General features: G+C 62.1%; 23 protein-coding genes. 11 read left to right on the top strand and 12 right to left on the bottom strand.

Annotated elements, in window-relative coordinates; all coding sequences use genetic code 11:
• Positions 1-18: 18 nt before the first annotated feature.
• From WMP97_RS04125 to WMP97_RS04115, 3 genes are all read right to left on the bottom strand, one after another.
• Positions 19-699, bottom strand: a complete 681-nt coding sequence (locus WMP97_RS04125) for a methionine ABC transporter permease (RefSeq protein WP_023020640.1) — start codon at positions 697-699, stop codon at positions 19-21.
• Complete coding sequence (locus WMP97_RS04120) at positions 696-1,733, bottom strand: methionine ABC transporter ATP-binding protein (protein WP_023020641.1); 1,038 nt, start codon at positions 1,731-1,733, stop codon at positions 696-698. The genes WMP97_RS04125 and WMP97_RS04120 overlap by 4 nt, the downstream gene beginning before the upstream one ends.
• A 71-nt stretch (positions 1,734-1,804) precedes the next feature.
• A complete protein-coding gene (locus WMP97_RS04115) occupies positions 1,805-2,662 on the bottom strand; it encodes a MetQ/NlpA family ABC transporter substrate-binding protein (RefSeq protein ID WP_316327685.1) in 858 nt (285 codons plus the stop codon).
• A gap of 137 nt (positions 2,663-2,799) precedes the next feature.
• Here WMP97_RS04115 and WMP97_RS04110 point away from each other — a divergent pair, with 137 nt between their 5' ends.
• A complete protein-coding gene (locus tag WMP97_RS04110) occupies positions 2,800-5,919 on the top strand; it encodes an error-prone DNA polymerase (RefSeq protein ID WP_340439869.1) in 3,120 nt (1,039 codons plus the stop codon).
• Here WMP97_RS04110 and WMP97_RS04105 read toward each other — a convergent pair.
• Genes WMP97_RS04105 through WMP97_RS04095 form a run of 3 tightly spaced genes read right to left on the bottom strand, consistent with a single transcriptional unit; the run spans position 5,916 to position 6,868 of the window.
• Positions 5,916-6,413: a hypothetical protein gene (locus WMP97_RS04105; protein WP_023020644.1), complete on the bottom strand. Its 498-nt coding sequence runs from the start codon at positions 6,411-6,413 to the stop codon at positions 5,916-5,918. The two genes, WMP97_RS04110 and WMP97_RS04105, sit on opposite strands and share 4 nt — an antisense overlap.
• Entirely contained in the window at positions 6,413-6,676 is a 264-nt protein-coding gene (locus WMP97_RS04100; RefSeq protein ID WP_023020645.1) for a helix-turn-helix transcriptional regulator, read from the bottom strand. Before WMP97_RS04100 ends, WMP97_RS04105 begins: the two co-directional genes overlap by 1 nt.
• 42 nt (positions 6,677-6,718) lie before the next feature.
• Positions 6,719-6,868 carry a helix-turn-helix domain-containing protein gene (locus WMP97_RS04095; RefSeq protein WP_080972300.1) on the bottom strand — a complete coding sequence of 50 codons (150 nt, stop codon included), beginning with the start codon at positions 6,866-6,868 and terminating at the stop codon, positions 6,719-6,721.
• An 87-nt stretch (positions 6,869-6,955) separates the two neighbouring features.
• Here WMP97_RS04095 and WMP97_RS04090 point away from each other — a divergent pair, with 87 nt between their 5' ends.
• Together WMP97_RS04090 and WMP97_RS04085 are read left to right on the top strand one after the other, a co-directional pair.
• Positions 6,956-7,417: a PH domain-containing protein gene (locus tag WMP97_RS04090; protein WP_084278972.1), complete on the top strand. Its 462-nt coding sequence runs from the start codon at positions 6,956-6,958 to the stop codon at positions 7,415-7,417.
• Positions 7,414-8,739: a PH domain-containing protein gene (locus WMP97_RS04085; RefSeq protein ID WP_301716543.1), complete on the top strand. Its 1,326-nt coding sequence runs from the start codon at positions 7,414-7,416 to the stop codon at positions 8,737-8,739. Before WMP97_RS04090 ends, WMP97_RS04085 begins: the two co-directional genes overlap by 4 nt.
• On the opposite strand, the gene WMP97_RS04080 is transcribed toward WMP97_RS04085, so the two are convergent.
• Positions 8,723-9,193 (bottom strand): tRNA (cytidine(34)-2'-O)-methyltransferase, encoded by a 471-nt coding sequence (locus tag WMP97_RS04080; RefSeq protein ID WP_299136842.1) that lies wholly within the window; start codon positions 9,191-9,193, stop codon positions 8,723-8,725. The two genes, WMP97_RS04085 and WMP97_RS04080, sit on opposite strands and share 17 nt — an antisense overlap.
• A gap of 23 nt (positions 9,194-9,216) precedes the next feature.
• Between WMP97_RS04080 and WMP97_RS04075 the strand changes: the two genes are divergently transcribed.
• The 3 genes from WMP97_RS04075 to WMP97_RS04065 all read left to right on the top strand — a co-directional run bounded on the left by WMP97_RS04075 (position 9,217) and on the right by WMP97_RS04065 (position 11,483).
• Positions 9,217-10,065, top strand: a complete 849-nt coding sequence (locus tag WMP97_RS04075; protein WP_340439868.1) for a bifunctional methylenetetrahydrofolate dehydrogenase/methenyltetrahydrofolate cyclohydrolase — start codon at positions 9,217-9,219, stop codon at positions 10,063-10,065.
• On the top strand, positions 10,062-10,376 hold the full coding sequence (locus tag WMP97_RS04070; RefSeq protein WP_239205823.1) for a DUF3017 domain-containing protein: 315 nt from the start codon (positions 10,062-10,064) through the stop codon (positions 10,374-10,376). The genes WMP97_RS04075 and WMP97_RS04070 overlap by 4 nt, the downstream gene beginning before the upstream one ends.
• 126 nt (positions 10,377-10,502) lie before the next feature.
• Positions 10,503-11,483: an HNH endonuclease signature motif containing protein gene (locus tag WMP97_RS04065; protein ID WP_340439867.1), complete on the top strand. Its 981-nt coding sequence runs from the start codon at positions 10,503-10,505 to the stop codon at positions 11,481-11,483.
• An 87-nt stretch (positions 11,484-11,570) separates the two neighbouring features.
• Here the strand turns inward: WMP97_RS04065 and metX are convergent, their stop codons facing one another.
• The 4 genes from metX to pdxR all read right to left on the bottom strand — a co-directional run bounded on the left by metX (position 11,571) and on the right by pdxR (position 15,629).
• On the bottom strand, positions 11,571-12,689 hold the full coding sequence (metX, locus tag WMP97_RS04060) for a homoserine O-acetyltransferase MetX (protein ID WP_340439866.1): 1,119 nt from the start codon (positions 12,687-12,689) through the stop codon (positions 11,571-11,573).
• A complete protein-coding gene (locus WMP97_RS04055) occupies positions 12,686-14,002 on the bottom strand; it encodes an O-acetylhomoserine/O-acetylserine sulfhydrylase (protein WP_340439865.1) in 1,317 nt (438 codons plus the stop codon). The genes metX and WMP97_RS04055 overlap by 4 nt, the downstream gene beginning before the upstream one ends.
• 123 nt (positions 14,003-14,125) lie before the next feature.
• Positions 14,126-14,287: a hypothetical protein gene (locus WMP97_RS04050; protein WP_167371285.1), complete on the bottom strand. Its 162-nt coding sequence runs from the start codon at positions 14,285-14,287 to the stop codon at positions 14,126-14,128.
• Between the two features lie 37 nt (positions 14,288-14,324).
• Positions 14,325-15,629 (bottom strand): MocR-like pyridoxine biosynthesis transcription factor PdxR, encoded by a 1,305-nt coding sequence (pdxR, locus tag WMP97_RS04045; protein WP_340439864.1) that lies wholly within the window; start codon positions 15,627-15,629, stop codon positions 14,325-14,327.
• Positions 15,630-15,710: 81 nt separating this feature from the next.
• On the opposite strand from pdxR, the gene pdxS reads away from it, so the two are divergent.
• The gene (pdxS, locus tag WMP97_RS04040; RefSeq protein WP_023020656.1) at positions 15,711-16,613 is read left to right on the top strand and encodes a pyridoxal 5'-phosphate synthase lyase subunit PdxS; all 903 of its coding nucleotides are present in this window, start codon (positions 15,711-15,713) and stop codon (positions 16,611-16,613) included.
• On the top strand, positions 16,607-17,200 hold the full coding sequence (gene pdxT / locus WMP97_RS04035) for a pyridoxal 5'-phosphate synthase glutaminase subunit PdxT (protein WP_023020657.1): 594 nt from the start codon (positions 16,607-16,609) through the stop codon (positions 17,198-17,200). The genes pdxS and pdxT overlap by 7 nt, the downstream gene beginning before the upstream one ends.
• Positions 17,201-17,272: 72 nt before the next feature.
• Here the strand turns inward: pdxT and WMP97_RS04030 are convergent, their stop codons facing one another.
• Positions 17,273-19,486 carry an NADP-dependent isocitrate dehydrogenase gene (locus WMP97_RS04030; protein ID WP_340439863.1) on the bottom strand — a complete coding sequence of 738 codons (2,214 nt, stop codon included), beginning with the start codon at positions 19,484-19,486 and terminating at the stop codon, positions 17,273-17,275.
• Between the two features lie 215 nt (positions 19,487-19,701).
• Here WMP97_RS04030 and WMP97_RS04025 point away from each other — a divergent pair, with 215 nt between their 5' ends.
• Genes WMP97_RS04025 through WMP97_RS04015 form a run of 3 tightly spaced genes read left to right on the top strand, consistent with a single transcriptional unit; the run spans position 19,702 to position 22,865 of the window.
• Complete coding sequence (locus WMP97_RS04025) at positions 19,702-20,955, top strand: MFS transporter (RefSeq protein WP_200288216.1); 1,254 nt, start codon at positions 19,702-19,704, stop codon at positions 20,953-20,955.
• Positions 20,956-20,976: 21 nt separating this feature from the next.
• On the top strand, positions 20,977-21,894 hold the full coding sequence (locus tag WMP97_RS04020) for an exodeoxyribonuclease III (RefSeq protein ID WP_340439862.1): 918 nt from the start codon (positions 20,977-20,979) through the stop codon (positions 21,892-21,894).
• A complete protein-coding gene (locus WMP97_RS04015; protein ID WP_086587851.1) occupies positions 21,894-22,865 on the top strand; it encodes a trimeric intracellular cation channel family protein in 972 nt (323 codons plus the stop codon). Before WMP97_RS04020 ends, WMP97_RS04015 begins: the two co-directional genes overlap by 1 nt.
• The last annotated feature ends 12 nt before the right edge of the window (positions 22,866-22,877 follow it).

Genomic DNA, 22,877 nt, shown 5'->3' with positions numbered 1-22,877 from the left:
GCCGTCGGCAAGCGGGGGCTAGCGGCGCATGACCTTGGAGGAGAGCCAGTTGCCGAAGAACTGGGCGGCCTGCACCAGCACGATGATGATGAGCGTGGCCACGACGGTGACTTCCCATTCGAAGGCGCGGTAGCCGTAGACGATGGCAAAGTCACCCAAGCCGCCGCCGCCGACGTAGCCGGCCATAGCGGACATGTCCACGATGGCGATAAACAGGAAGGTGTAGCCCAAAATCAGTGGGCCGAGGGCCTCCGGGACGATAACGGAGGTAATGATCTTCCACGGCGAGGCACCCATGGAGCGGGCGGCCTCGATAACGCCGGGGTCGATGGACACGAGGTTTTGTTCCACCACGCGGGCTACGGAGAAGGTCGCGGCGATGACCATGACGAAGGTGGCCGGTCCGCGGCCGATGGACCCGCCCATCACTATGACGGTCAGTGGCTGGGCAAAAGCCAGCAAAATGATGAACGGGATGGGGCGGACGAAGTTAACCAGCAGGTTGACAATGAAATAGACGAACCGGTTTTGCAGGATGCCGCCCGTGCGGGTGGTATAGAGCAGCATGCCTAGGCCAAGGCCGAGGATGCCGGAAACGATGAGGGTAGTCGAGACCATGATGAGGGTATCGACGATGGCATCGGCCAGTGAAGGGCCGAGGCGGTCCCAGTTGGCTTGGGCGAGGGTGGTGACGGTCATCGTGCAATCTCCTCAATCTGGGTGGTGGTAGAAAGCGTGCGGTAGAACTCTTCGATGGCGTTATTGTCGCCGCTGAGCCGTACGGTCAGTTTGCCAAAGGAATGCTGCTGCAGCGTGGTGATGCCGCCGTGGACGACGGCGATGGATACGCCGGCTTCCTTAAGGCGGGCGGCGGCGGTGAAAAAGCCGGATTCCTCGGTGAGGTTGATGGTAAATAGGCGGCCTTCGTGTGCGAGCAGGTCGTCGGTTTCAACGACGTCGGGCTCGTTGCGCAGCGAGGTGGCTACGAACTTGGCGGCCACGGAGGTCTGTGGGTTGGAGAAGACCTCGTAGACGCTGCCTTGTTCCACGACGCGGCCGTTTTCCATCACGGCGACCTTATCGGCGATGGAGCGTACGACTTCCATCTCGTGGGTAATAACCACGATGGTGATGCCAAATTCCTTGTTTACCTGACGCAGTAGGTCGAGGACTTCCTGCGTGGTGGTGGGGTCGAGGGCGGAAGTTGCTTCGTCGGCAAGCAGCAGCGAAGGGTTGGTGGCCAGCGCACGGGCAATGCCGACGCGCTGCTTCTGGCCGCCGGAAAGCTGCTCCGGGTAGCTCTTGCCCTTGTCTCCTAGGCCGACGAAATCCAGCAGCTCTTGCACGCGCTTGGCGCGCTCCTGCTTGCCGACGCCCTGCAGCTGCAGCGGGTATTCAATATTGCCGGCCGCGGTGCGCGAGTTCATCAGGTTGAACTGTTGGAAAATCATGCCGATATTGCGGCGAATGCCGCGCAGCTTCTTCTCGGACATGCCAACGATATTGGTGTCATCAAGCAGCAGCTCTCCCGCGGACGGGGTGTCCAAGCCGTTGATCATGCGTACAAGGGTGGACTTGCCGGCGCCGGAGTAGCCAATGATGCCGACAATTTCGCCGGGCTCAATGGTCATGGAGACATGGTCGAGTGCCTTAACTCGCGCCTTTTTCTGCTTAAAGATCTTGGTGATCTCGCGGAACTCGATGCGGGTGCCGCGTTGAGTGGAATCTGCCACGTGTTTGCGTCCTTAGTTAGGAAAGTGCCAAACCCCGCCGGGGGGTTCCGGCGGGGTAAAAGCAAGGGTGATTAGTCCAGATCTGCTTCGAGCTTATCTAGGATCTTCTGCAGATCCTCCTGGCTGCGCTCCACCTCGACGGAGGTGCCGGCGGAGTCTTCATCGACGCCCTCCTGGACGGCGTCGGAGTGCCATAGCTCGGCAAGCTTCTTGATGTCTTCGTTATCGGCGTCCTCCTCGCGAACGGCGAAGACATTGATGTACGGTTCTGCTTCTTCAGAATTCGGATCGTCTTGGAAGATGGCAGTCTTCGGATCGATGCCGGCACGCTCCAGGAAGGAGTTATTGATAATCGCCGGGGTGCCCTCGCCGTGCGCGGACGTGGTCTGCGCGGCGTCTACCGGGGTGACCTTGACCTTGGACTTCTTTTCATCAATATCCAGCGGGGTGGGCTCCAAGTTGTCCTTGTCCTTCAGGGTAAGAAGGCCGGCCTGGACCAGTACGTTGATGGCGCGGGCCTGGTTGGTGGAGTCATTCGGGATGGCGACCTCTTCGCCCTCGATGCCGTCGAGGGAGTCGTGGTCCTTCCAAAACAGTGCTAGCGGCACGATTTCGGTGGCCACGATAGGCACCAGGTTGGTGTCATTGCCGTGGTTGTACTCCGCTAGGAACTTCAGGTGCTGGAAGTTATTGGTATCCAGCTCGCCCTGGTCCAGAGCCTGGTTCGGGGTGTTGTAGTCCGCGAATGGCTGGATTTCAATGTCATAGCCAGCGTTCTTCGCTTCCTGCTCGAATGCTACCCACGCCTTCTTGGCGTCGTCGGTGGTGCCCACCTTGATGGATTTGGAATCATCGGAGGAGCAGGCCACCAAGCTGGTGGCAGCGATGGTTACAGCGGCAGTAGCAGCCACTACGCGACGGATCTGCATGGGGATTCCCCTTCTTGTAGGAGTTGAAATAATTTGTCTGTTTAGCAACTTAGCAATCGGCGAACCGCTTTGTCTATTGTCGGCATCACGTCTTACGGGCTTGTATAGAACAATAATTCGATATTACGCTGTGTGGAGTGGAATTTAATGGCGGAAAAGCACTGTCGTGGTCGCGGGTGGAGCGCATCCTCTCCGGTCGCGAATCTGCCGCACCCGTGCCGGTTAATCACCTTCATGGGCCAGCCGATTCTGCTCAGCGCGGCCATTCCGCCGTCCCTTTTGCGGAGTTGCACGCGGTAAGTTCGTATAGTTTTCTTGACGGTGCTGCTGAGCCGGAAGAGCTGGTTGGCCGGGCTATGGAGCTGGGGCTCGAGGGGCTGGCCATTGTGGACCGCGATGGCTTTTATGGGCTGATGAAATTCGCTGAAGCTGCTGCTAAAGCGAATCTCCCGGCCGTATATGGCGCGGAACTATCGCTCGCGGAAGCGCCGGTGACCGTGCTGGCGCGCACCCCGGAAGGCTATCGCCGGTTGTCGCGCCTTATTGCGCGCGCCCGGATGGAGGCTGGGGAGAAGGATCGGGTGGATTATCCGCCACTAGATGAGGTGGCGCGCGAGCTGGAAGGGGAGTGCTTCTTCCTGGTGGGGTCGGAAGCGTTAGCAGAAATCGATAACCTGCTCGAAAGAATAAAAATAGACAGCATAGTTCTCGAATATTCGTGCAGTATGTCCCCTGAAGACGCGGATCGGCACCGTTTCCTCGATAAATACAATAACTTGCGGGCCATCGCAACCGCACGGCCTGCGGCGGCGACCCGTGACCAAGCTCGGCTCGCCGCCGCCAAGCGCGCCTTGGCTCGCCGGGAGTCTCTTGCGGCCGCTGCGCCGCACACCCACCCCATGGGCGCCGGCTGGCTGCGATCCGGCGAGCAGATGGCCCAGCTTTTGCCTGACCGGCCGGAGCTTATTGCGGAAACTGTGCGTCTGGCTCGCGAGTGTTCCTTTACCTGGGATGCGCTTGCCCCGAACCTGCCGCACTTTCCCGTTCCGGAGGGGCATACCGAGATGAGCTGGCTGGAGCATGAGGCCTGGCGCCGTGCCAAGGAGCGTTATGCCTCGCGCCCGGCCGAGATTAGGCAGGCGGCCAGGAAGCAGATTAGGCATGAGTTGGGCGTCATCAAGCAGCTGGGCTTTCCAGGCTACTTCCTAATTGTGTGCGACCTAGTGGATTTTTGCCGGCGCGAGAATATTTTGTGCCAGGGGCGCGGCTCGGCCGCTAACTCTGCGGTGTGTTTCGCACTGGGTATTACCAACGCCGAGCCCATCTCCGCGCAGCTGCTTTTTGAGCGCTTCCTTTCCCCGGACCGCGATGGCCCGCCCGATATTGATATCGATATCGAGTCTGGTCGCCGCGAGGAGGTAATCCAGTATGTCTATCGCACCCACGGCCGTGATCGAGCCGCGCAGGTGGCCAATGTCATTACTTATCGCCGCAAGGGCGCGACCCGCGATGCCGCCCGCGCGCTGGGGTATCCGCAGGGCTCGGCCGATGCGTGGTCGAAGGGTACCTCCGAACCGCCTGCTGAGGTCTCATCTTTGGCCGAGCAATTCCTCGGCCAGCCCCGCCACCTAGGAATCCACTCCGGCGGCATGGTGCTATGTGACCGGCCCATTGCGGACGTCGTCCCCATGGAGTGGGCGCGCATGGAAAACCGCTCCGTGCTGCAGTGGGATAAGGATGATTGTGCTGCCGCCGGCCTGGTGAAATTCGACCTGCTCGGCCTTGGCATGTTGGAGGCGCTGCACCACATGATCGATGCCGTGCGTGCTACCACCGGCCGCGAGGTGCACCTGTGGGAGCTCGACCTCGCCGAGCCGGAAGTCTATGACATGCTCTGCCGCGCCGATGCGGTGGGCGTCTTCCAAGTGGAATCCCGCGCGCAGCTAGCCACGTTGCCGCGCCTGAAGCCGCGCCGTTTCTTTGACCTGGTGGTCGAAGTCGCGCTTATTCGGCCCGGCCCCATCCAAGGTGGGTCCGTGCATCCCTACCTGCGCCGCCGCGATGGCTTGGAGGAGGTCACCTATGACCATCCCGTGTTGGAGAAATCCCTGGGCAAAACCCTGGGCATCCCGCTTTTCCAGGAACAGCTGATGCAGATTGCAGTCGATGCCGCCGGCTTTTCCGGCGCCGAGGCCGATGACCTACGCCGCGCCATGGGGTCGAAACGTTCCCCGGAAAAGATGGACGCGCTGCGCAGCCGTTTTTATGCTGGTCTGCGCGAGACTAATGGCATCGAGGGCGAGGTAGCCGATAAGCTCTGGACCAAAATTGTGGCTTTTGCCGCCTATGGTTTCCCGGAATCGCACTCGCAGTCCTTTGCCTCGCTGGTGTATTTCTCTGCGTGGTTTAAGTATCACTACCCGGCGGAATTCTGCGTGGGCCTGCTGCGCGCGCAGCCGATGGGCTTTTATTCCCCGCAGTCGCTCATCCAAGATGCCCGGCGCCACGGTGTGCGGGTGCTGCCGGTGAGTATCAATGATTCTGGTGCGCAGGCCCAGGCGACAAGGTCGGGCGAGATTCGGTTGGGCCTGAACCTCATCAAGGGGCTGGGGGAGTCTGCCGCCGAGCGCGTGGAGGCGGCCGCGCCTTTTACTAGCGTGTCCGATCTTTCGCGCCGGGCGGATCTCAGCGTGGAGCAGGTGGAAGCGCTGGCCACGGCTGGGGCATTGGAGTGTCTGGGGTTGGATCGTCGGCAAGCGCTGTGGCAGGCCGGCGTTGCCGCCACCGAGCGCGAAGGCATGCTGCCTGGCACTTCCGCGCTGGCTGCACCGCACCTGCCCGGTATGTCCGCCTTCGAGCTTATGGCTACCGACGTCGCCTCCACCGGCGTGACCCATAACCAGCAGCCCATGGAGCTGGTGCGTGCCTCGCTTGCCGACGTCCTACCTGCTTCCCAACTTCCCCATGTTCCCGATGGCACCCGCGTGCGCATTGCCGGCATTATTACCCACCGCCAGCGCCCGCGTACCGCATCTGGCCTGACCTTTTTGGGTGTGGAGGATGAAACCGGCCTGATGAATGTGATGGTTTCACCTGGATTGTGGTCGCGGCACAAGGTGTTGGCCCGCACCGCCCGCGCAATGATTATTCGAGGCATCGTGCAAAATGCCACCGGGGCGGTCAGCGTGGTCGCGGATAAGCTCGAGCCGCTGGACTTAGGCGAATTCCTCTCCCGCGGCTCCCGCGATTTCCGCTAGTTTCCTCCGCTGCGCAGCTCGTCCGCGTTGAGCTTATTGGCCAATTCCTTGGCTACCGCAAAAGGGATCCACAGCAGTTGGGTATAGATGAGCTTGGCAAAGAAGATGGCGATACTAGCCCCCGAGGTCGCCTCCTCCACTGCAACCTGCTCCGCCCCGAGAAAGCGCAGGCCGAATGCGGTGGTGACGGCGACGAGGAAGAGCACTATAGAAATAACCACTGCGGTCTTAAGTCCTGTGTCGCGGGCGTCGGTATGCAGGCGCAGTTCGTACTCATCCATCTCCGTGGTGGGTGCGTCGAGGTGACGGATGGACTGCCGGAGCGACGTGGTGTAGATGGTGGCCGCGATACCGGCAATCGGCCATAGCAAGTTAGACAAGCTGAGCGTGAAGAAGTGCAGGGCCGCAGCCACGATGGCCAGGCCGAGGAAAATGTCGCCGGCCAGGACAAGGCGCTTGCGGCGAGAAACGGAGGCGGGGATTGGGCTAGCCATTAGGAATTCTTCCTATAGATTTCAGTGGACATGGGAGAAAATTCCTGGCGGGAAAAGATAGCCTCCACGGGGAGATCAAAGACCTCGCAGACGCGGAAAGCTAGGTCCAGGCTGGGCGAGTGGTCGCCGCGCTCAAGCGCGCCGACGGTCTGAGGATTGACGTCGATGGCCTCGGCCAACTGTGCGCGCGACATGTCCCGCTCGGCGCGCAGCACACGAACCCGGTTATAAATGGGTGCGGAGGGCTTCTTCTTTGGGGACATAAGTCAAAGTATTGCATAAACCCAACGACCTGGCAAGGGTTACTACTCGACGCCGAAGATATCCCCTGGCTGGCAGTCCAGTGCCGCGCATAATGCTGCCAGAGTGCTAAAGCGTACGGCCTTGGCCCGATTATTCTTCAGAACGGAGAGATTAACTGGAGTGATGCCGCGCTGGATGGCCCACCAATCGATGTCGAGCTGACGAGGGTACCAATGGTTTTCCGTTAAGGAAACGGTAAGTTGCCCAAGGGCTTCTCCTGATTGTTACTGTCAATAACTATGAGCGAAGAAATGAATCCCGTCTCGCCGCGGCTGGTGACCTCGCGCTATATCCACCATTTGAGCTGGATGTTTCTGCTCGCCGCGGCCGCCGCTGCAGCGGGGTTTTGGTGGACCCCGTGGTTCTACTGGGCGGCCGGCATCTTCGTCGGTCTTTTCTTCTGGCTGCTCTGGCTCATTCCCGCTCAAGTGCGCAATATGGGTTGGCTCGAAACCGACGACGAGCTGCTTATCACCCGCGGCAAGCTCTGGTACACCTTCACCGTCGTGCCCTACGGCCGCATCCAATTCGTCGACGTCACCTCCGGGCCCATCGATCGCGCCCTCGGGCTGAAAAAGCTGCAGCTCCACACGGCTTCGGCCAGCACGGATGCCACCATCAAAGGCCTAGAAGCCCCGCTTGCCGACGCCCTCCGCACCCGCCTTGCCCACCAAGCCCGCGAACGGATGAGCGGCCTATGAGCCCCCAGCCGAGCTTCCGTCGCGTCCACCGCCTTACCCCACTGTTGCGTCTGTGGTCGGTCATCCTGGCCCTCATCGCGGGCTTCGCCCTCAACGCCAACATGGAGGCCCTGCGCGATATCTTTGCCTTTATTACCGGCGAACACCGCGGCGAGGCCTTGCGTGATACCGCCCTTGCCCTCGCCGGTTTCATCGCGGTCTGCGCGGTGGTGTGGCTCGCCTCCGGCCTATGGTGGCGCCGCATGGGTTATCAGCTCGGCGCGGAAGAGCTTTCCCTGCGCCGCGGCCTCTTATCTGTCCAATTGCGCACCGCGCGCTATGACCGCACCCAGGCCGTTGACGTCGTGGAACCCGTCATCGCCCGCCTCTTTCGTCTCGCGGCCGTGCGGGTGGAAACCGCAGGCGGCCAATCATCTGTCATCGAAATCGCCTACCTCAAAAAGTCTGACGCCGAGGCCCTCCGTGATGACATCCTCGCCCGCGTTCACGGCGCTCCCACCTCCCAAACCGAGGCGCCGGCCGAGGAATCGGCTGAAGAAACGGCCGAGGAACCAGCTCTCGTGCCCGAGATCCCCATCGCCCGCTCCCTTATTGCTGCCGCGTTGCGCACGTCCACGCTTTTCCTCGTCGGCTTCCTTATCCTCGTTGTGGTTACGCGGCTGCCGCTCTCGACCGCGCTGCCCATCCTCGTCGGCGCGCTGCCCAATGCCTGGAACGTGCTCGATTCTTCCTGGCGTTATACCGCCCGCACCGACGGCGAGGTCCTCAACATCACCTACGGCCTGGCCGATCGCCGCCGCCAAAGCATTCGCCTCGACCGCATCCACGCCGTACAGATAACCCAGCCGTTCCTCTGGCGGCCGCTGGGCTGGTACGAGGTACGGGTCTCGGTGGCGGGGTATGGGGCGTCGGCAAGCGGAAAGGCTTCTGGTTCCACCCGCATCCTGCCGGTGGGCACCCTCGCCCAAGCCCGGCAATTCCTGCCGGCCGACGCCGCGCCCACCTACGCCTCGCCGGCCCGTGCCAAGTGGGTTTCCCCGCTGGACTACCGCCAACAAACCGTGGCGCTTACCGACGGCTACGTCATAGTGCGCAACGGCCGGCTCAATCGCCGCGTCAAGGCCATCCACACCTCCCATATCCAGGAGCTGACCTACCGCCGCGGGCCGATTTCCCAGGCGCTCGGCCTAGCCACCGTCGGCCTCGACCTAGTCCAGGGCCCCGTGCGCATGGACGCGCGCAACCTCACGCTTGCCGACGCCGCCACACTCCTTACCCAGCTGCGCTCCCGCCAACTGCCGGGACTTAAACCGCCCCGTTAAAGCCCAGCTGGCGCCAAGCCTCGAATACGGCCGTCGACGCCGAATTCGACAGGTTCATCGAGCGCCTGGCAGGCACCATCGGAATGCGCACGCGGTCCGTTATGCGCGGATGGTTAATATGCTCCTCCGGCAGGCCGGTCGGCTCCGTGCCAAAGAGTAGGACATCGCCTTCTTGGTATTCGATATCCGTAAACCACTTATCCGTATGCGTGGTAAACGCGAAGACGCGCGCGCCCGGCAGCGCATCCATGCAGGCCTGGAAGTCCTTGTGAATCTGCACATCGGCCAAATCGTGATAATCCAGACCGGCGCGCTTTAAGTGCTTATCGTCGAAATTGAAACCCAGTGGCTCAATCAGGTGCAGGCTCGCACCCGTCACCGCGGCCGTGCGAATCGCGTTGCCCGTATTAGTAGGGATGACTGGGTTATCAAAGACAATGTGCAGCTGGCTCATGCCTTCAGTCTAGGATGGTGGCTATGAGCGCTACCAAACTAGATGGCACACTGTACCGCGACGAGATTTTTTCCGACCTTGCCCAGCGCGTGTCCGCGCTGAAGGAGAAGGGGATTACCCCTGGCCTGGCGACCGTCCTCGTAGGTGAGGATCCGGGCTCCCAATCCTATGTGAAGATGAAACATCGTGACTGTGAAAAGCTTGGCATCAACTCCATCCGCAAGGACCTGCCGGCCGATATCACCCAGGAAGAACTAGAAGCCGTCATCGATGAGCTCAACGCCGATGATGCCTGCACCGGCTACATCGTCCAGTTGCCGCTGCCTAAGCACCTGGATGAAAACGCCATCCTCGAGCGCATTGACCCCGCCAAGGATGCCGATGGCCTGCACCCAGTCAACCTGGGCAAGCTCGTGCTCAACGAGGAGGCGCCCTTGCCGTGCACCCCGAACGGCTGCCTGCATCTGCTGCGCCGCTTCGGCGTCGAGCTCAACGGCGCCAAGACCGTGGTCATCGGCCGTGGTGTTACCGTAGGCCGCCCCATCGGCCTGATGCTTACCCGCCGCAGCGAGAACTCCACCGTCACGCTGTGCCACACCGGCACCAAGGACTTGGCCGCTGAGACCCGCGAGGCCGATATCGTCATTGCCGCCGCCGGCCAGCCCCACATGCTCACCGCGGACATGCTTAAGGAAGGCGCCGCGCTTCTCGACGTCGGAGTCTCCCGCGTCGACGGCAAGCTCACCGGCGACATTCACCCAGATTGCTGGGATAAGGCCGGGTTCGTCTCTCCGAACCCAGGTGGCGTCGGCCCGCTGACCCGTGCCTTCCTGGTACGCAATATCGTCGAACGCGCGGAAAAGTTGGCGTGAATCTAGATAATCCGCACGACGCCGAGCTCGCGCCCTCCCCACTGCCGCCTGCCGCGCAGTGGGCAGCAATTGGCATCTTCGTGGCCGGCGTGGTTATCTCCGGCGGCTATGCTGTCTTCGAATACTGGCGCCGGGCCACGTTCCTCCTCGGCCTGGCCTTGCTGTGGCTCACCGTGGTCCGACTGACGTGTGATTCCAGCCGCGTCGGCGTGCTGGCCGTACGCTCGCGCCGCTTTGACGCCTGCTTTACCGGCTTAGTCGGCGCCGTGATGGCCTTTCTGGCCTTTTCTGTGGACTCGCTCGGTAGCTAGTTATCCACAGGTTTTTCGTAGAGCCTTCACCTATTTCGGCCTGAAAGGGTGTGGTTCGGTCGGTTATCCACAGGTAACCGCCCGCCTCCGCGCGCTGGGTTGCGCGGCCGGTTTAGGCTCGGGGCCATGATTTCGAACTACCTGGCTGCCGTGAACTCCCCGATGGTGCTCATCGGGGAGTGCGTTGGGCTGTCGGTAGAAGAGCTCGTCGATAAGGGCTTTAGTGATCGCGAGGCCGCCGAGTTTGCCCGCCTGGCCGATACTTACTTCGGCCGCACCTCCTTTGGCGCTAAACGGCGCGCCGCCCGCCGCACTTCGCTGCCGCTCGACGCGCTGAAAATTATCGAGCACTTCGCGCAGAAGATGAAAACCCAGCGGGCGGCTTGGGCACTGCGCGAGGCACTTTGCGCCCTGCGCCTTTCCACCAGCGAGATTGAAAAGTGCGCCCGCCGCATGGTGCGCGAGGAGCGCACCACCAAGCGCTCCGAAGGCGTGCGCTTGACCCGCCGCCGCGATGACCTGTGGACCCTGACAATTACCGCCGAGTCCGAGTTGGTTGCAGAAATTAATAACCACGTCTCCACCGTCGCCGATGCTCGTCGCGTCTTTGCCGAGGGCGCCTCTACCTCCACAATCACCACCAATGTGGTGCTCAACCTGAATGAGATGGTGAAGGTCACCCACGACGAGGACGTCACCTTGCAGCTGACCATTGGCGCGCAGATATCTGGTGCGGATCTTGTCCGCCGCGCGCTTGCCGACGTCGGCCTTATCACCCTCATCCACCCCGTCACCGGTCCCGTAAACCTCTATCAATCGCGACGCTTGGCTACTTGGAAGCAACGCCAAATGGCGATGGCAGAAAACCCGGTGTGCCCGTGGCCCGACTGCCACACGCCGGCGGATGAATGCCAAGTCCACCATCTCACCCCGTGGCTGCTCGGCGGCGATACGAATCCCGAAAACCTCACCATCGCGTGCAAGTATCACAATGCTGTGAACGACGATGACCCGAATGCGCCGCCGCGTCGCGGCCGGCTCGAGCGCCGTCCTGGAGAAGGCATCGTGTGGCGCCCGCCTTGGGCGAAGCCACCCGACGATCGCTGAGCCGCTTCGTCCCTTCGCCGCCCCAGCGCAGCGCATAGTGCTAGTGCGCGCTGCGCGGCTTTGGCGATCCTTGCTGCTGCGATCTTTTTAAATCGAATACTCGGTGGGATCGCCTGCCGCTGCATCAATGCGCGGGTCCGGCTGGGAAAGAGTGAGGAAGTTGCGCAGGATGCGATCCATTTGGCGTGACTCGGTGAGGAAGGCGTCGTGGCCTACCGGGGAGACCACCTTGGCCATAGCCAATAGATTTCCCAGATTGCGCGAGATATGTTCTTGCTGGTGATACGGGTACAAGATGTCCGTGTCTACTCCTACGACCATTGTAGGTACCTTGGATGATCCCAGCGCGCGGTTGAGCCCACCGCGGTCACGGCCGATATCGTGGCGGTTGAGCGCCTCGGTGAGAGTGACATAGGAGCCGGCATCGAAGCGGTCGGCCAGCTTGATTCCTTGGTAATCCAGGTAGGAGTTAACGGCAAAGCGATTATCGCGGCGGCGGTAAGGCCCGAGCGGGTTCTCGCCGGTCTGTGCCTGAACGCCGAAGCGCTCGTCAATTTCTTGTTCGCCGCGGTAGGTCAGGTGCGCAATGCGGCGCGCGGCCGCCAGCCCCTCGCGCGGACGCTGGGCGGATGCGTAATAGTCCCCGCCGTGCCAGAAGGAATCTTGCTCGATGGCCGCGATCTGCGCCGACTGGATGCCAATCTGCCAGGCGGAGGCGCGGGCCGATACGGCAATGACGCAGGCCGCGTCGAGGAAATCGGGGTGCATCAGTGTCCACTCGAGCGTGCGCGCGCCACCCATTGAGCCGCCGATGACGGCATGCACGTGGGTGATGCCAAGTTCATGCAAAGCGGCACGCTCGGCCGCAACGAGGTCGCGCACGGAAAGCGCGGGAAAACGCGAACCCCAAGCACGGCCATCGTCTGGGTGCGGAGAAGCCGGGCCGGTAGAGCCTGCGCAGCCGCCCAGTGCATTGGTAGCGATAATGCACCACTTCGTCGTATCCAGCGCCTTGCCGGGGCCTACTAGGTCGGCCCACCACTCGGCCACATTCGAGTTCCCGGTTAGCGCGTGTTCGACCAGGATGACGTTATTGGCGCCATGGGGATCGCCGAGAAGGTGGCCGAAGCGGTGGTAGGCAATGTGGGCGTCGGCAAGCGTGGCGCCGGCTTCGGTGTGAAAATCGCCGATGCTAACTAGCTTCATGCCAGCGCGTTAAAGCCCAGCTCGAGGTCCGCGATGATGTCATCGATGTGCTCGATGCCCACGGACAGGCGGATAGTGGATTGAGTAATGCCGGCCGCTGCCAGCGCAGGTTCATCGGATTGCGAGTGCGTGGTGGTTGCCGGATGCACGGCCAGGGAGCGGGTATCGCCGATATTGGCGAGGTTGGAGTGGAGCTTGAGGGCGTCGATAAACGCCCAGGCTTCTTCGCGGCCGCCGTCGATGTCGAAGGAGAGCACGGAGCCGGTGTAGGCGTAGCCGAGCTTTTCCTTGGTGGCCTTATAAGGTGAGGAGTCGAGGCCGGCGTAGTTGACCTTGGTGACCTTGGCGTGGCTTTCTAGGTACTCGGCGACGGCTTGGGCGTTGGCATTGTGCTTTTCGACGCGCAGCCCTACCGTCTCAATTCCATTCAGCGTCAGCCAGGCGTTGAAGGGGGAGATGGCGGCGCCGGTATCGCGCAGCAGGCCGGCGCGGGCCTTGAGTGCGAAGGCTGGGGCGCCGAGGTCGGCGTATTTGAGTCCGTGGTAGGCCTCATCCGGGGTGACGAAGTAGGGGAATACGGGCTCGCCGTTGCGGGTGACGGTCCAGTCGAAGGAGCCGCCGTCGATAATCGCGCCGCCGACGGCCGAGCCATTGCCGGTGTAGAACTTGGTGGTGGAGACCACGACGATGTCCGCGCCGAGGTCCAGCGGCCGGGCGAGGGCGGCGGTGGCGATGGTGTTATCCACGATGAGCGGGACCTGGTTATTGTGGGCAACCTCGGCGATGGCGGGGATATCAAGGACATCAGCCACGGGGTTGCCGAAGGTCTCGCCATAGAATGCCTTGGTATTTGGTTGTGCGGCATCTTGCCAGGAGGCCGGGTCGTCCGGGTCCTCGACGAGGGTGACGTCGATGCCTAGGCGCTTGAGCGTGACGGTAAAGAGGGTGGAGGTGCCGCCGTAGAGACGCGGGGAAGTCACGATGTGGTCGCCGGCCGAGGCGAGGTTCAAAATGGCCGCGGTTTCGGCGGCCTGGCCGGAAGCGAAGGCAACGGCCGCGACGCCGCCCTCGAGGGAAGCGAGGCGTTCTTCCAGCGCGTCCTGGGTGGGGTTGGTCAGGCGGGTGTAGATGGGGCCGGCGTCGGAAAGGTTGAAGCGGTTGGCCGCGTGCTCGGCGTCGTTAAAAACGTAAGAGGTGGTCTGGTAAATCGGCACATTGCGGGCGTTGTGGTGCCCGTCGAGGTTTTGGCCTGCGTGTACAGAGCGGGTAGCGAAGGACCAGTTGGAATTGGAGTTATCGTATTTCGTCGTCATGCTTGGCAAGACTAGACCAAGCGGTATATATAGCGAACGATTTTGTAGAAACGCGCTGGCAGCCGTGAGAATAAAAATAGACCAAGCGGTCGGTGTGGCGCTTGGTCTGGTGGGGTGTCTTTCTTAGTGGCGGCGGTCGTGCTCCTCGAGCTGATTAGCAATGCGGCTAGTATTCGCGCGGGTGTCATTGCTATTGCGCACGAGCTTGACCACGAGGGCGATAATTCCAGCGAGGATAAGGACGAAAACGAGGATGAGAAGGAGCTCAATCGGACCTAAAGACATCTATTACCTTTCGTTTATAAACGTGGGCTTTACGGTATCACCCCTGTAAAGCCGCCGCGACTGCAGAAAGGCTTTCGCGTAGCTCGGTATCGCTGAGGTGGCCGAAGCCGAGTACGACGCCGTCTTCAGCTTCGGCCCCGCCCCAATAATCGCGCAGCGGGGTGAGTTTGATGCCGCGGGCGGCGGCGCGGGGGACAACGGCCGGGTCGCACAGTAGGACCGCGTGGAGTCCACCGTGGATGGGAAGGAGCTGGGTGCCATCGATGGAGCCAAGCGCTTCGGCCACTAGGTTGCGGCGGCGTTTATAGGTGCGGCGCATGCGGCCGGTGTGGCGTCGTAAAGCGCCGCTGGCAAGGTAGTGGGCGAGCGCGGCCTGGGGGATGGAGCCGACGGGTTGGCCGAAGATATCGCGCACACGGTCCACGGCCGGGCGCAAGCGTGACGGGAGGACGAGGTAACCGCATGCAATCGAGGGGGAAATGACGGAGGAAAAAGTCCCGAGTAGCACGGTGTGTTCTGGGGCGAGCGCGGCCAGGGCGGGAAGTGGCTGGCCGACGTAGCGCAGCTCGGAGTCGAAGTCGTCCTCGATGAGGAGGGCGTCATGTGCGCGGGCCCATTCGACGAGCTCTGCGCGCCGGGCTGCAGGCAGGGAGCCGCCGTAGGGATATTGATGGCTGGGGGTGACGATGAGGGCGTCGAGGTCGGCGGTGGGAACAGTGACGCCGTCGCGGCCGGTGGGGATTTCCAGCAGCGTGTGGCCGAGGGCCTGGGGGACTCGGCGCAGGCTGGGGTAGCCGGGTGATTCCACGCCCACGCGCAGCGGGCGGCCGAGGGCGCGCAGGAGTACCGAAAGGCCATCGCGGGCACCGGCCGTGATGAGGATGCGGGTTGGGTCGACGTTAAGCCCGCGCATGTGGCGCAGGTGCGCGGCGACCTCGCGGGGAAGGTCGCCGGAGGGGTCGACGGCCGCAGCGCGCCACGCGGCCCTCCATTCAGGGGTGAGGATTCCCGCGGTGTCGGGCAGTCCGGGCGTCAGTGACACCAGCTCGGGCTCGGCGGCCGGTATGGGGGCCGGCTCCGGGCGCGGGGCGCGGGCGTGGGGGAGCAGCGGGTTGATGACGGTGCCGGAGCCAACCTCGGCCGTAAGGTATCCCTCGGCCGTGAGTTGCTCGTAGGCGGTGACTACGCTGCCTCGGGAAACGCCGAGCTGCGAAGCCAAGTTGCGGGTCGAGGGAACGCGCTCGCCGGGCCGGAGGACGCCGGCGGCAACCTGGGTGCGGAGGGCCGCGGCGATTTGCACGGGCAGCGGCCGCGTATCAGAGGGATCGAGGCGGAGAGGCACTCCTTCATCATAAGTGGTCTAATCCAACACGCTGAAAATGGCTCTTGTCTTGTACCAATTGTGTGGGCCACTATGTGACCTATGACTGAACAGGTAAATGAACAAGGACGCGCCACTACGCGCGTGAAGCGAGGACTAGCCGATATGTTGAAAGGCGGCGTCATTATGGACGTCGTCACGCCGGAGCAGGCGCGCATTGCGGAGGACGCGGGTGCGTCGGCAGTTATGGCGTTGGAGCGTGTGCCGGCCGATATTCGTGCGCAGGGCGGGGTGGCCCGCATGTCGGATCCAGAGCTAATTGAGGGCATCGTCGAAGCGGTGGACATCCCGGTCATGGCCAAGGCCCGCATCGGCCACTTTGTGGAGGCTCAGATCCTCGGCGAGCTGGGCGTGGACTTCATCGATGAGTCCGAGGTGCTCAGCCCGGCCGATTATGTCAACCACATCAATAAGTGGGACTTCGACGTGCCATTCGTGTGTGGCGCGACCAACCTGGGTGAGGCGCTGCGCCGCATCACCGAGGGTGCGGCCATGATTCGTTCCAAGGGCGAGGCCGGCACGGGCGATGTCTCGGAGGCCGTGAAGCACCTGCGCACGATTAAGGCCGAGATTGCCCGCCTGCGCCACCTGGATCGCGATGAGCTCTACGTCGCGGCCAAGGAGCTGCAGGCACCGTACGACCTAGTCGCAGAGGTTGCGGAGACCGGCAAGCTCCCGGTTGTGCTTTTTGTCGCCGGTGGCGTGGCCACGCCTGCCGACGCCGCCCTTGTCCGCCAGATGGGCGCCGAAGGCGTCTTCGTTGGCTCCGGCATCTTCAAGTCCGGCGAGCCCGCCAAGCGTGCGGAGGCCATCGTCAAGGCGGCGACCCTCTACGACCAGCCGGCCGAACTAGCCAAGCTTTCCCGCGGCCTGGGCGAGGCCATGGTGGGCATCAATGTCAACGACGTGCCCGCGCCGCACCGCCTGGCTGAGCGCGGATGGTAGCCACCGTTGGGGTGCTGGCGCTGCAGGGCGGCGTCGAGGAGCACCTGCGCATTCTTGATGAGCTCGGTGTTGCTACTCGCCGGGTGCGGGTGCCGCGGGACCTGGACGGGCTCGACGGGCTGGTGATTCCGGGCGGCGAGTCGAGTGTCATCGACAAGCTGGCGCGCAGCTTCGATCTGGCCGAGCCGCTGCGCGACGCCGCAGCTGCAGGCCTGCCCGTGCTCGCGACCTGCGCTGGGCTCATCTACTGTGCCCGCGAGCTCGATAACCCCGCGCCGGGCCAGCAGACCTTGGGCCTGCTGGATGTGACGGTGCGGCGCAATGCCTTTGGCAACCAGCGTTTTTCCGCCGAGCGGACAGTGGACGTGGTCGTTGCTAAAGACCAGTCGCTGCCGATTGAGGCGAGCTTTATCCGCGCACCGCTGGTCACCCGCGTAGGCGAGGGCGTCGAGGTCATCGCGACGGCGCCGGGCGAGGACGGCGACGCGGTGGTCGGTGTGCGCCAAGGCCGCGTGACGGCGCTGAGCTTTCACCCAGAAGAAAATGGCGACGCTCGCGTGCACGCCGCCTGGCTCGATAGCTTCTAAATCTGCGCGCATACTAAAGCCGCCCCGCAGCAAAGCAATGAACGCTGCGGGGCGGCTTTTGCCTGGGAAGAATTACTTCTTCAGTCCGTCAATGATCTCGTTGAACCTAGCAACTGGGCGCATGACGGCAGAGGTCTTCTCGTCATTTGGCCAGTAGTAGCCGCCGAGGTCGGCGGGGTTGCCCTGGGCGTCGACAAGCGCCTGGGCGATCTCGTCTGCCTGGGAGGACAGCTGGGAAGCCACGTCCTTGAAGGCTGCGGCGAGATCGGCATCATCGGTCTGGTTAGCCAGCTCTTCGGCCCAGAAGGTGGCCAGGAAGAAGTGGGAACCGCGGTTGTCGATTTCGCCTACCTTGCGGGACGGGGACTTGCCCTCATTGAGTAGGCGCTCGGTGGCCTTGTCCAAGGTAGCGGCTAGGACGCCGGCTTTCTCGTTGCCGTTGGTCTGCTTTTCGTGGCGGAAGGACTCGGCCAGGGCCAGGAACTCGCCGAGGGAATCCCAGCGCAGGTGGTTTTCTTCTTCTACCTGCTGGACGTGCTTCGGGGCGGAGCCGCCGGCACCGGTCTCGAAGAGGCCGCCACCTGCCATGAGTGGAACCACAGATAGCATCTTGGCGGAGGTGCCCAGCTCGAGGATGGGGAAGAGGTCCGTGTTGTAGTCACGCAGCACGTTGCCGGTAACGGAGATGGTGTCCTCGCCGCGGCGGATGCGCTCGATGGAGGTCTTGGTAGCGGTTACCGGGTCCTCGATGGAGATGTCCAGGCCCTCGGTGTCGTGGTCCTGCAGGTACTTCTCCACTAGGGACTGGATATTGCGGTCGTGGCCGCGCTCTGGGTCGAGCCAGAAGATGGTCTTCATGCCGGACAGGCGAGCGCGGTTGACGGCGAGCTTGACCCAGTCCTGGATCGGAGCGTCCTTGGTCTGGCAGGCGCGCCAGATATCGCCTTCCTCCACATCGTGGGAGATGAGGACCTCGCCCTGGGAATTGCGAACCTCAACGGTGCCCGCGGCCGGGATCTTGAAGGTCTTATTGTGGGAGCCGTACTCCTCGGCCTTCTGCGCCATCAGGCCAACGTTTGGCACTGTACCCATGGTGGTTGGGTCGAAGGCACCATTTTCCTTGCAGTCCTCGATAACAGCCTGGTACACGCCAGCGTAGGAGGAATCCGGAATGACGGCGAGGGTGTCCTGCTCCTCGTCGTTCTTATTCCACATGTGGCCGGAGGTACGGATCATGGCGGGCATGGAGGCGTCAATAATGACGTCGGAAGGCACGTGCAGGTTGGTGATGCCCTTGTGGGAGTTGACCATGGCAAGGTCGGGGCCGTCGGAAAGCGCGGCATCGAAAGCGGCCTTGATTTCTTCGCCATTGTCCAAGTTCTTCAGGCCCTCGTAGATAGCGCCCAAGCCGTTCTCGCCGTTGAGGCCGGCAGCCAGCAGCTCCTCGCCATACTTGTCATATACATCAGCAAAGAAAGCGCGGACGACGTGGCCGAAGAGGATGGGGTCAGAGACCTTCATCATGGTGGCCTTCAGATGGGTGGAAAAGAGCACGCCCTCTTCCTTGGCGCGCTTGACCTGTGCGATGAGGAACTCATCCAGAGCCTTGGCGGACATGAAGGTGCCGTCGATGACCTCGCCCTTGAGAACCGGCAACTCCGGCAGCAGGGTCTGCTCGCCGTCGGCGGTCTTAAGGACGATGGACAAGGTGTCCTCGTTTTCCAGGATGACGGACTTTTCATTGTGGCGGAAGTCGTTGTCCGCCATGGTGGCAACGTTGGTCTTGGAGTCCTTGGACCACTCACCCATGCGGTGCGGGTGCTTCTTGACAAAGTTCTTCACGGCCTCCGGTGCGCGGCGGTCGGAGTTGCCCTCACGCAGCACCGGGTTAACAGCGGAGCCCTTGACGGAATCGTAGCGGGTAGCGATGTCCTTTTCTTCCTCGGTGGAAGGGTTATCCGGGTAATCAGGCAGGTCGTAGCCGGCAGCCTGCAGCTCCGCGATGGCCTTCTTCAGCTGCACCAGGGAAGCGGAAATATTCGGCAGCTTGATGATATTTGCTTCCGGAGTCTTGGCCATCTTGCCCAGCTCTGCCAAGGCGTCTTCGACCTTCTGCTCTTCGGTCAGGCGCTCTGGGAACTGCGCGGCGATGCGGGCGGCCAGCGAAATATCGCGGGTTTCTACGTCAATGCCCGCAGTAGAAGCGAAGGCCTCCACGATGGGCTTGAGGGAGTAGGTCGCCAGCAGCGGCGCCTCATCGGTACGGGTCCACGTAATCTTTGCCATGATTCTCCTAATTAACGTTGGAAAATTGTTCAAGTGCCCAGAGTACCGATTTTGTGGGCGGCATGTGGGCCAGTTTGCTGATAGTGATCCCCCATTTGCGCCCCTTGAAAAGGGTTGCGTGGCTAGCATCACCCACTGGCTGGCGGGGTGGAGATATTCACGGCCGCCCGCTGCGGGCATGCTGCAGATAAACGCGGGGTGTACCCTCACTCTCCATGAAAATCATCGACGAGCTAAGCCCGCGCAGCGCCCATGAACCCCGCATTCGGCGTCGTCCGTTGCCTTTACAAACGGAGATTACCGCTGGTCGCCGCGCTATTGTCATGGTGGCGATGGCGCTTGGTGCCTTTGCCATTGGCACTACGGAGTTCGTGTCGATGGGCCTGCTGCCGCTTATCGCGGATGATTTTGGCATTTCGGAAGAAAACGCCTCGACTCTCATCACCATTTACGCGATGGGCGTGGTGGTCGGTGCCCCGCTGATTGCGGCCTTTACCGGCAAGCTTCCACGCCGTCGCTTGATCCTGCTGCTCATTGGATTCCTCGTGGTGGGAAACCTGCTATCGGTGGTGGCACCGAATTACGCCATCCTCATGGTGGCGCGCTTCATTGCGGGTATGCCGCACGGTGCTTATTTCTCCGTGGCGAACCTTTCGGCCGCATCCATGGCGCCTCCAGGCGGCCGCGGCAAGGCCATGGCCTACGTAGGCATGGGTCTGGCCATCGCCACGGTCATTGGGGTGCCGGCCGCGCAGGCGCTTGGCTCCGCGTTAGGCTGGCAGGCGGCCTACCTTGTGGTTGTGGCGCTGGGCATTATCACCGCCATTGCGTTGTTTTTCCTGATGCCGCACATGACGGAGATGAAACAGACCGATATCCGCACGGAGTTTGGGGCGTTTAAAAATAGCCAGGTGTGGTTCACCGTCATCATGGGCGTGGTGGGCTTTGGCGGCATGTTCTCCGTCTATACCTATATTTCTTGGACCATGACCGAGGTTGCCGGCATGGATCAGAGCCTCATCTGGGTCGTGCTCATGGCCTATGGCATCGGCATGACCATCGGCAATGCCTTCGGCGGCTGGCTGGCGGACCGCAACCTGGAGTTTGGCATCATTTTTGCCTTGGCCTGCCTGATCGTTATTTTGACGGCCTTTTATTTCCTCTCCGGACACGCCATCCCGGCCACGATTTGCTTTGGCTGCGTAGCGTTTATGGGCTCCACCTTGGTGCCTTCGCTGCAGCTGCGCTTGGTGCATGTGGCTGGCGACGCCCAGACTTTGGCCGCCGCACTCAACCAGTCCGCGTTGAACATTGCGAATGCAGCGGGTGCGACCATTGGTGGCGCCGTGGTGGGTGCCGGCTGGGGCTACTCCGCTCCGGCGCTGGCGGGTGCCGGCCTGGCGGCTGCGGGTTGCCTGGTGTGGGCTGCGACGATGTGGGATAAAAAGCGCCTTGCTCGCCATTCATAAACGGACCGATATGCTGGTTGTATGACCCTTACCATCGCGAGCGTTAACGTCAACGGAATCCGCGCTGCGTGTAAGCAGCGCAATGAAAATAATCCCGGCATGAATGCCTGGTTAGAGGCGACTTCGGCCGATATCGTGCTCATGCAAGAGGTGCGCGCTACCCCGCAGCAGGCCGAAAAAGCCTTGGCACCGGCCCTGGAGGCGGGCTGGCATTTGGCTCTTGCCGACGCCGCCGCAAAGGGCCGCGCCGGCGTGGGCATCTTGTCTCGCACCCCGCTTGCCGACGTCGAAGTGGGCTTCGGCTCCTTTAGCGACGCCGGCCGCTGGATTGCCGCTACCACCCGCGATATTCGCGTCGCTTCTCTGTACCTGCCTTCCGGTGATACGGGTTCGCCGAAATTGGATGAAAAGTACCGCTTCTTGGACGAGTTCCAAGACATTCTGGCGGATAACGCAGCGCGCACGAACTCCGATGGCAGCCCGGCCGAGATGGTGATAGGCGGCGATTGGAATGTCTGCCACCGCGCCCAGGACCTGAAGAATAATAAGGCCAATGAAAAGAAGGCCGGCCACCTACCCGAAGAGCGCGCCTTCATGGACCACGTCTTTGGTGCGTTCCCGGATGATGAGCCGCAGGAAAAGAAGAACCTGGGGCAGTGGCAGGGCGTTGTCGACTACGCCGGCGGCGAGCCGTGGGCCCCAACCACAGAGCCACAGTGGTTCGACGTGACCCGTCGCCTCCATCCGGACGAAGACGGCCCCTATACCTGGTGGACCTACCGCGGCCAGGCCTTTAATAACAACGCTGGGTGGCGCATCGATTATCAGGCGGCTACCCGTCCGATGCTGGAGCGCGCGCAGCGCACCTGGGTGGAAAAGGCCCCCACCGTGGAGCAGCGCTGGTCCGACCATTCCCCACTAGTGGTGGAGTACAGCTGATGACGCCACTATTTAGCGTCCTTTATGTAGTCGGCATTACGGCCGAGTCCATGACTGCCGCATTATCCGCCGGACGCCAAAAGCTCGACCTTTTTGGTGTCACCATGATCGCCTCCATGACGGCGCTAGGCGGCGGCACGGTGCGCGATATGATCCTCGATGATCCTCCATTTACCTGGGTAGAGCACCCGATTTATTTGGTGATCGTTATCGTGGCGGCCGTGGTGACGGTGGGCATGTCCTTCCTTATGCACTACTTCCGGCATCTCTTCCTCATCTTGGATGCCCTAGGGCTCGCGGTCTTTTCGGTGCTGGGCACCCAAATCGCAGTCCACCTGGGCCATGGGTTCATTATTGCCTCGGTGTCTGCGGTGATTTCCGGCGTCTTTGGCGGCGTGCTGCGTGACCTGCTTTCAGATCGCATTCCGCTGGTCTTTTCCGGCGAATTCTACGCCGCTATTTCGGTGCTCGCCGCGGCGTTATTTATGGCGCTGTACCACGGTGGTCTAGCCGAAGAACCGGCTGCGATCATCACCGCCTCCGTGTGCTTTATTGCCCGCTTGGCCGCGATCTACTTCAAGAAGGGCCTGCCCGTCTTCGAATATCGTGATGCCGAACAGCAGATGGACCCGCGTTTGCGGTTGTCCGCGCGCATCGTGCGCGATGGCGCCCGCAAGGCCAAGCGCAAGGCAGGCGCGGCCACGCGATACGCCAGCCCCATCACGCGTCCGTTGACTAGGCCTTTAAGCCGCCCGTTTAAGAACAAGACACGAGCTTTTTCTACTGCGGCAGAGGGGGCGGACTACGACGATATTTCCAGCAACCGCATCGCGCGCCGCCCGAAGCAACAATCGATTACCCGGCCGAGTGGCCGGCACTCGCCAGGGGCGAGGGGAGTAAACGTGGAGCAGCAGTGGAGCTTTAATAAGGGGGACGTCGGCAAGCGCAAGGCGCCTAAACACAAGCAGTAGTGCTACTATGGG

The sequence above is a fragment of the Corynebacterium sp. KPL4072 genome (assembly GCF_037908395.1).
GTDB classification, from domain to species: Bacteria; Actinomycetota; Actinomycetes; order Mycobacteriales; family Mycobacteriaceae; genus Corynebacterium; species Corynebacterium kefirresidentii.
The sequence above is the reverse complement of the archived record's forward strand: the minus strand, read 5'-3'. Positions and strand labels throughout refer to the sequence as shown.

Bases quoted from the DNA above. Each gene is read 5' to 3' on its own strand.
- WMP97_RS04125 (WP_023020640.1), bottom strand. From the start codon at position 699: ATGACCGTCACCACCCTCGCCCAAGCCAACTGGGACCGCCTCGGCCCT.
- WMP97_RS04115 (WP_316327685.1), bottom strand. From the start codon at position 2,662: ATGCAGATCCGTCGCGTAGTGGCTGCTACTGCCGCTGTAACCATCGCT.
- WMP97_RS04105 (WP_023020644.1), bottom strand. From the start codon at position 6,413: ATGGCTAGCCCAATCCCCGCCTCCGTTTCTCGCCGCAAGCGCCTTGTC.
- WMP97_RS04100 (WP_023020645.1), bottom strand. From the start codon at position 6,676: ATGTCCCCAAAGAAGAAGCCCTCCGCACCCATTTATAACCGGGTTCGT.
- WMP97_RS04090 (WP_084278972.1), top strand. From the start codon at position 6,956: ATGAGCGAAGAAATGAATCCCGTCTCGCCGCGGCTGGTGACCTCGCGC.
- WMP97_RS04085 (WP_301716543.1), top strand. From the start codon at position 7,414: ATGAGCCCCCAGCCGAGCTTCCGTCGCGTCCACCGCCTTACCCCACTG.
- WMP97_RS04080 (WP_299136842.1), bottom strand. From the start codon at position 9,193: ATGAGCCAGCTGCACATTGTCTTTGATAACCCAGTCATCCCTACTAAT.
- WMP97_RS04075 (WP_340439868.1), top strand. From the start codon at position 9,217: ATGAGCGCTACCAAACTAGATGGCACACTGTACCGCGACGAGATTTTT.
- WMP97_RS04065 (WP_340439867.1), top strand. From the start codon at position 10,503: ATGATTTCGAACTACCTGGCTGCCGTGAACTCCCCGATGGTGCTCATC.
- metX (WP_340439866.1), bottom strand. From the start codon at position 12,689: ATGAAGCTAGTTAGCATCGGCGATTTTCACACCGAAGCCGGCGCCACG.
- WMP97_RS04055 (WP_340439865.1), bottom strand. From the start codon at position 14,002: ATGACGACGAAATACGATAACTCCAATTCCAACTGGTCCTTCGCTACC.
- WMP97_RS04050 (WP_167371285.1), bottom strand. From the start codon at position 14,287: ATGTCTTTAGGTCCGATTGAGCTCCTTCTCATCCTCGTTTTCGTCCTT.
- pdxS (WP_023020656.1), top strand. From the start codon at position 15,711: ATGACTGAACAGGTAAATGAACAAGGACGCGCCACTACGCGCGTGAAG.
- pdxT (WP_023020657.1), top strand. From the start codon at position 16,607: ATGGTAGCCACCGTTGGGGTGCTGGCGCTGCAGGGCGGCGTCGAGGAG.
- WMP97_RS04030 (WP_340439863.1), bottom strand. From the start codon at position 19,486: ATGGCAAAGATTACGTGGACCCGTACCGATGAGGCGCCGCTGCTGGCG.
- WMP97_RS04025 (WP_200288216.1), top strand. From the start codon at position 19,702: ATGAAAATCATCGACGAGCTAAGCCCGCGCAGCGCCCATGAACCCCGC.
- WMP97_RS04020 (WP_340439862.1), top strand. From the start codon at position 20,977: ATGACCCTTACCATCGCGAGCGTTAACGTCAACGGAATCCGCGCTGCG.
- WMP97_RS04015 (WP_086587851.1), top strand. From the start codon at position 21,894: ATGACGCCACTATTTAGCGTCCTTTATGTAGTCGGCATTACGGCCGAG.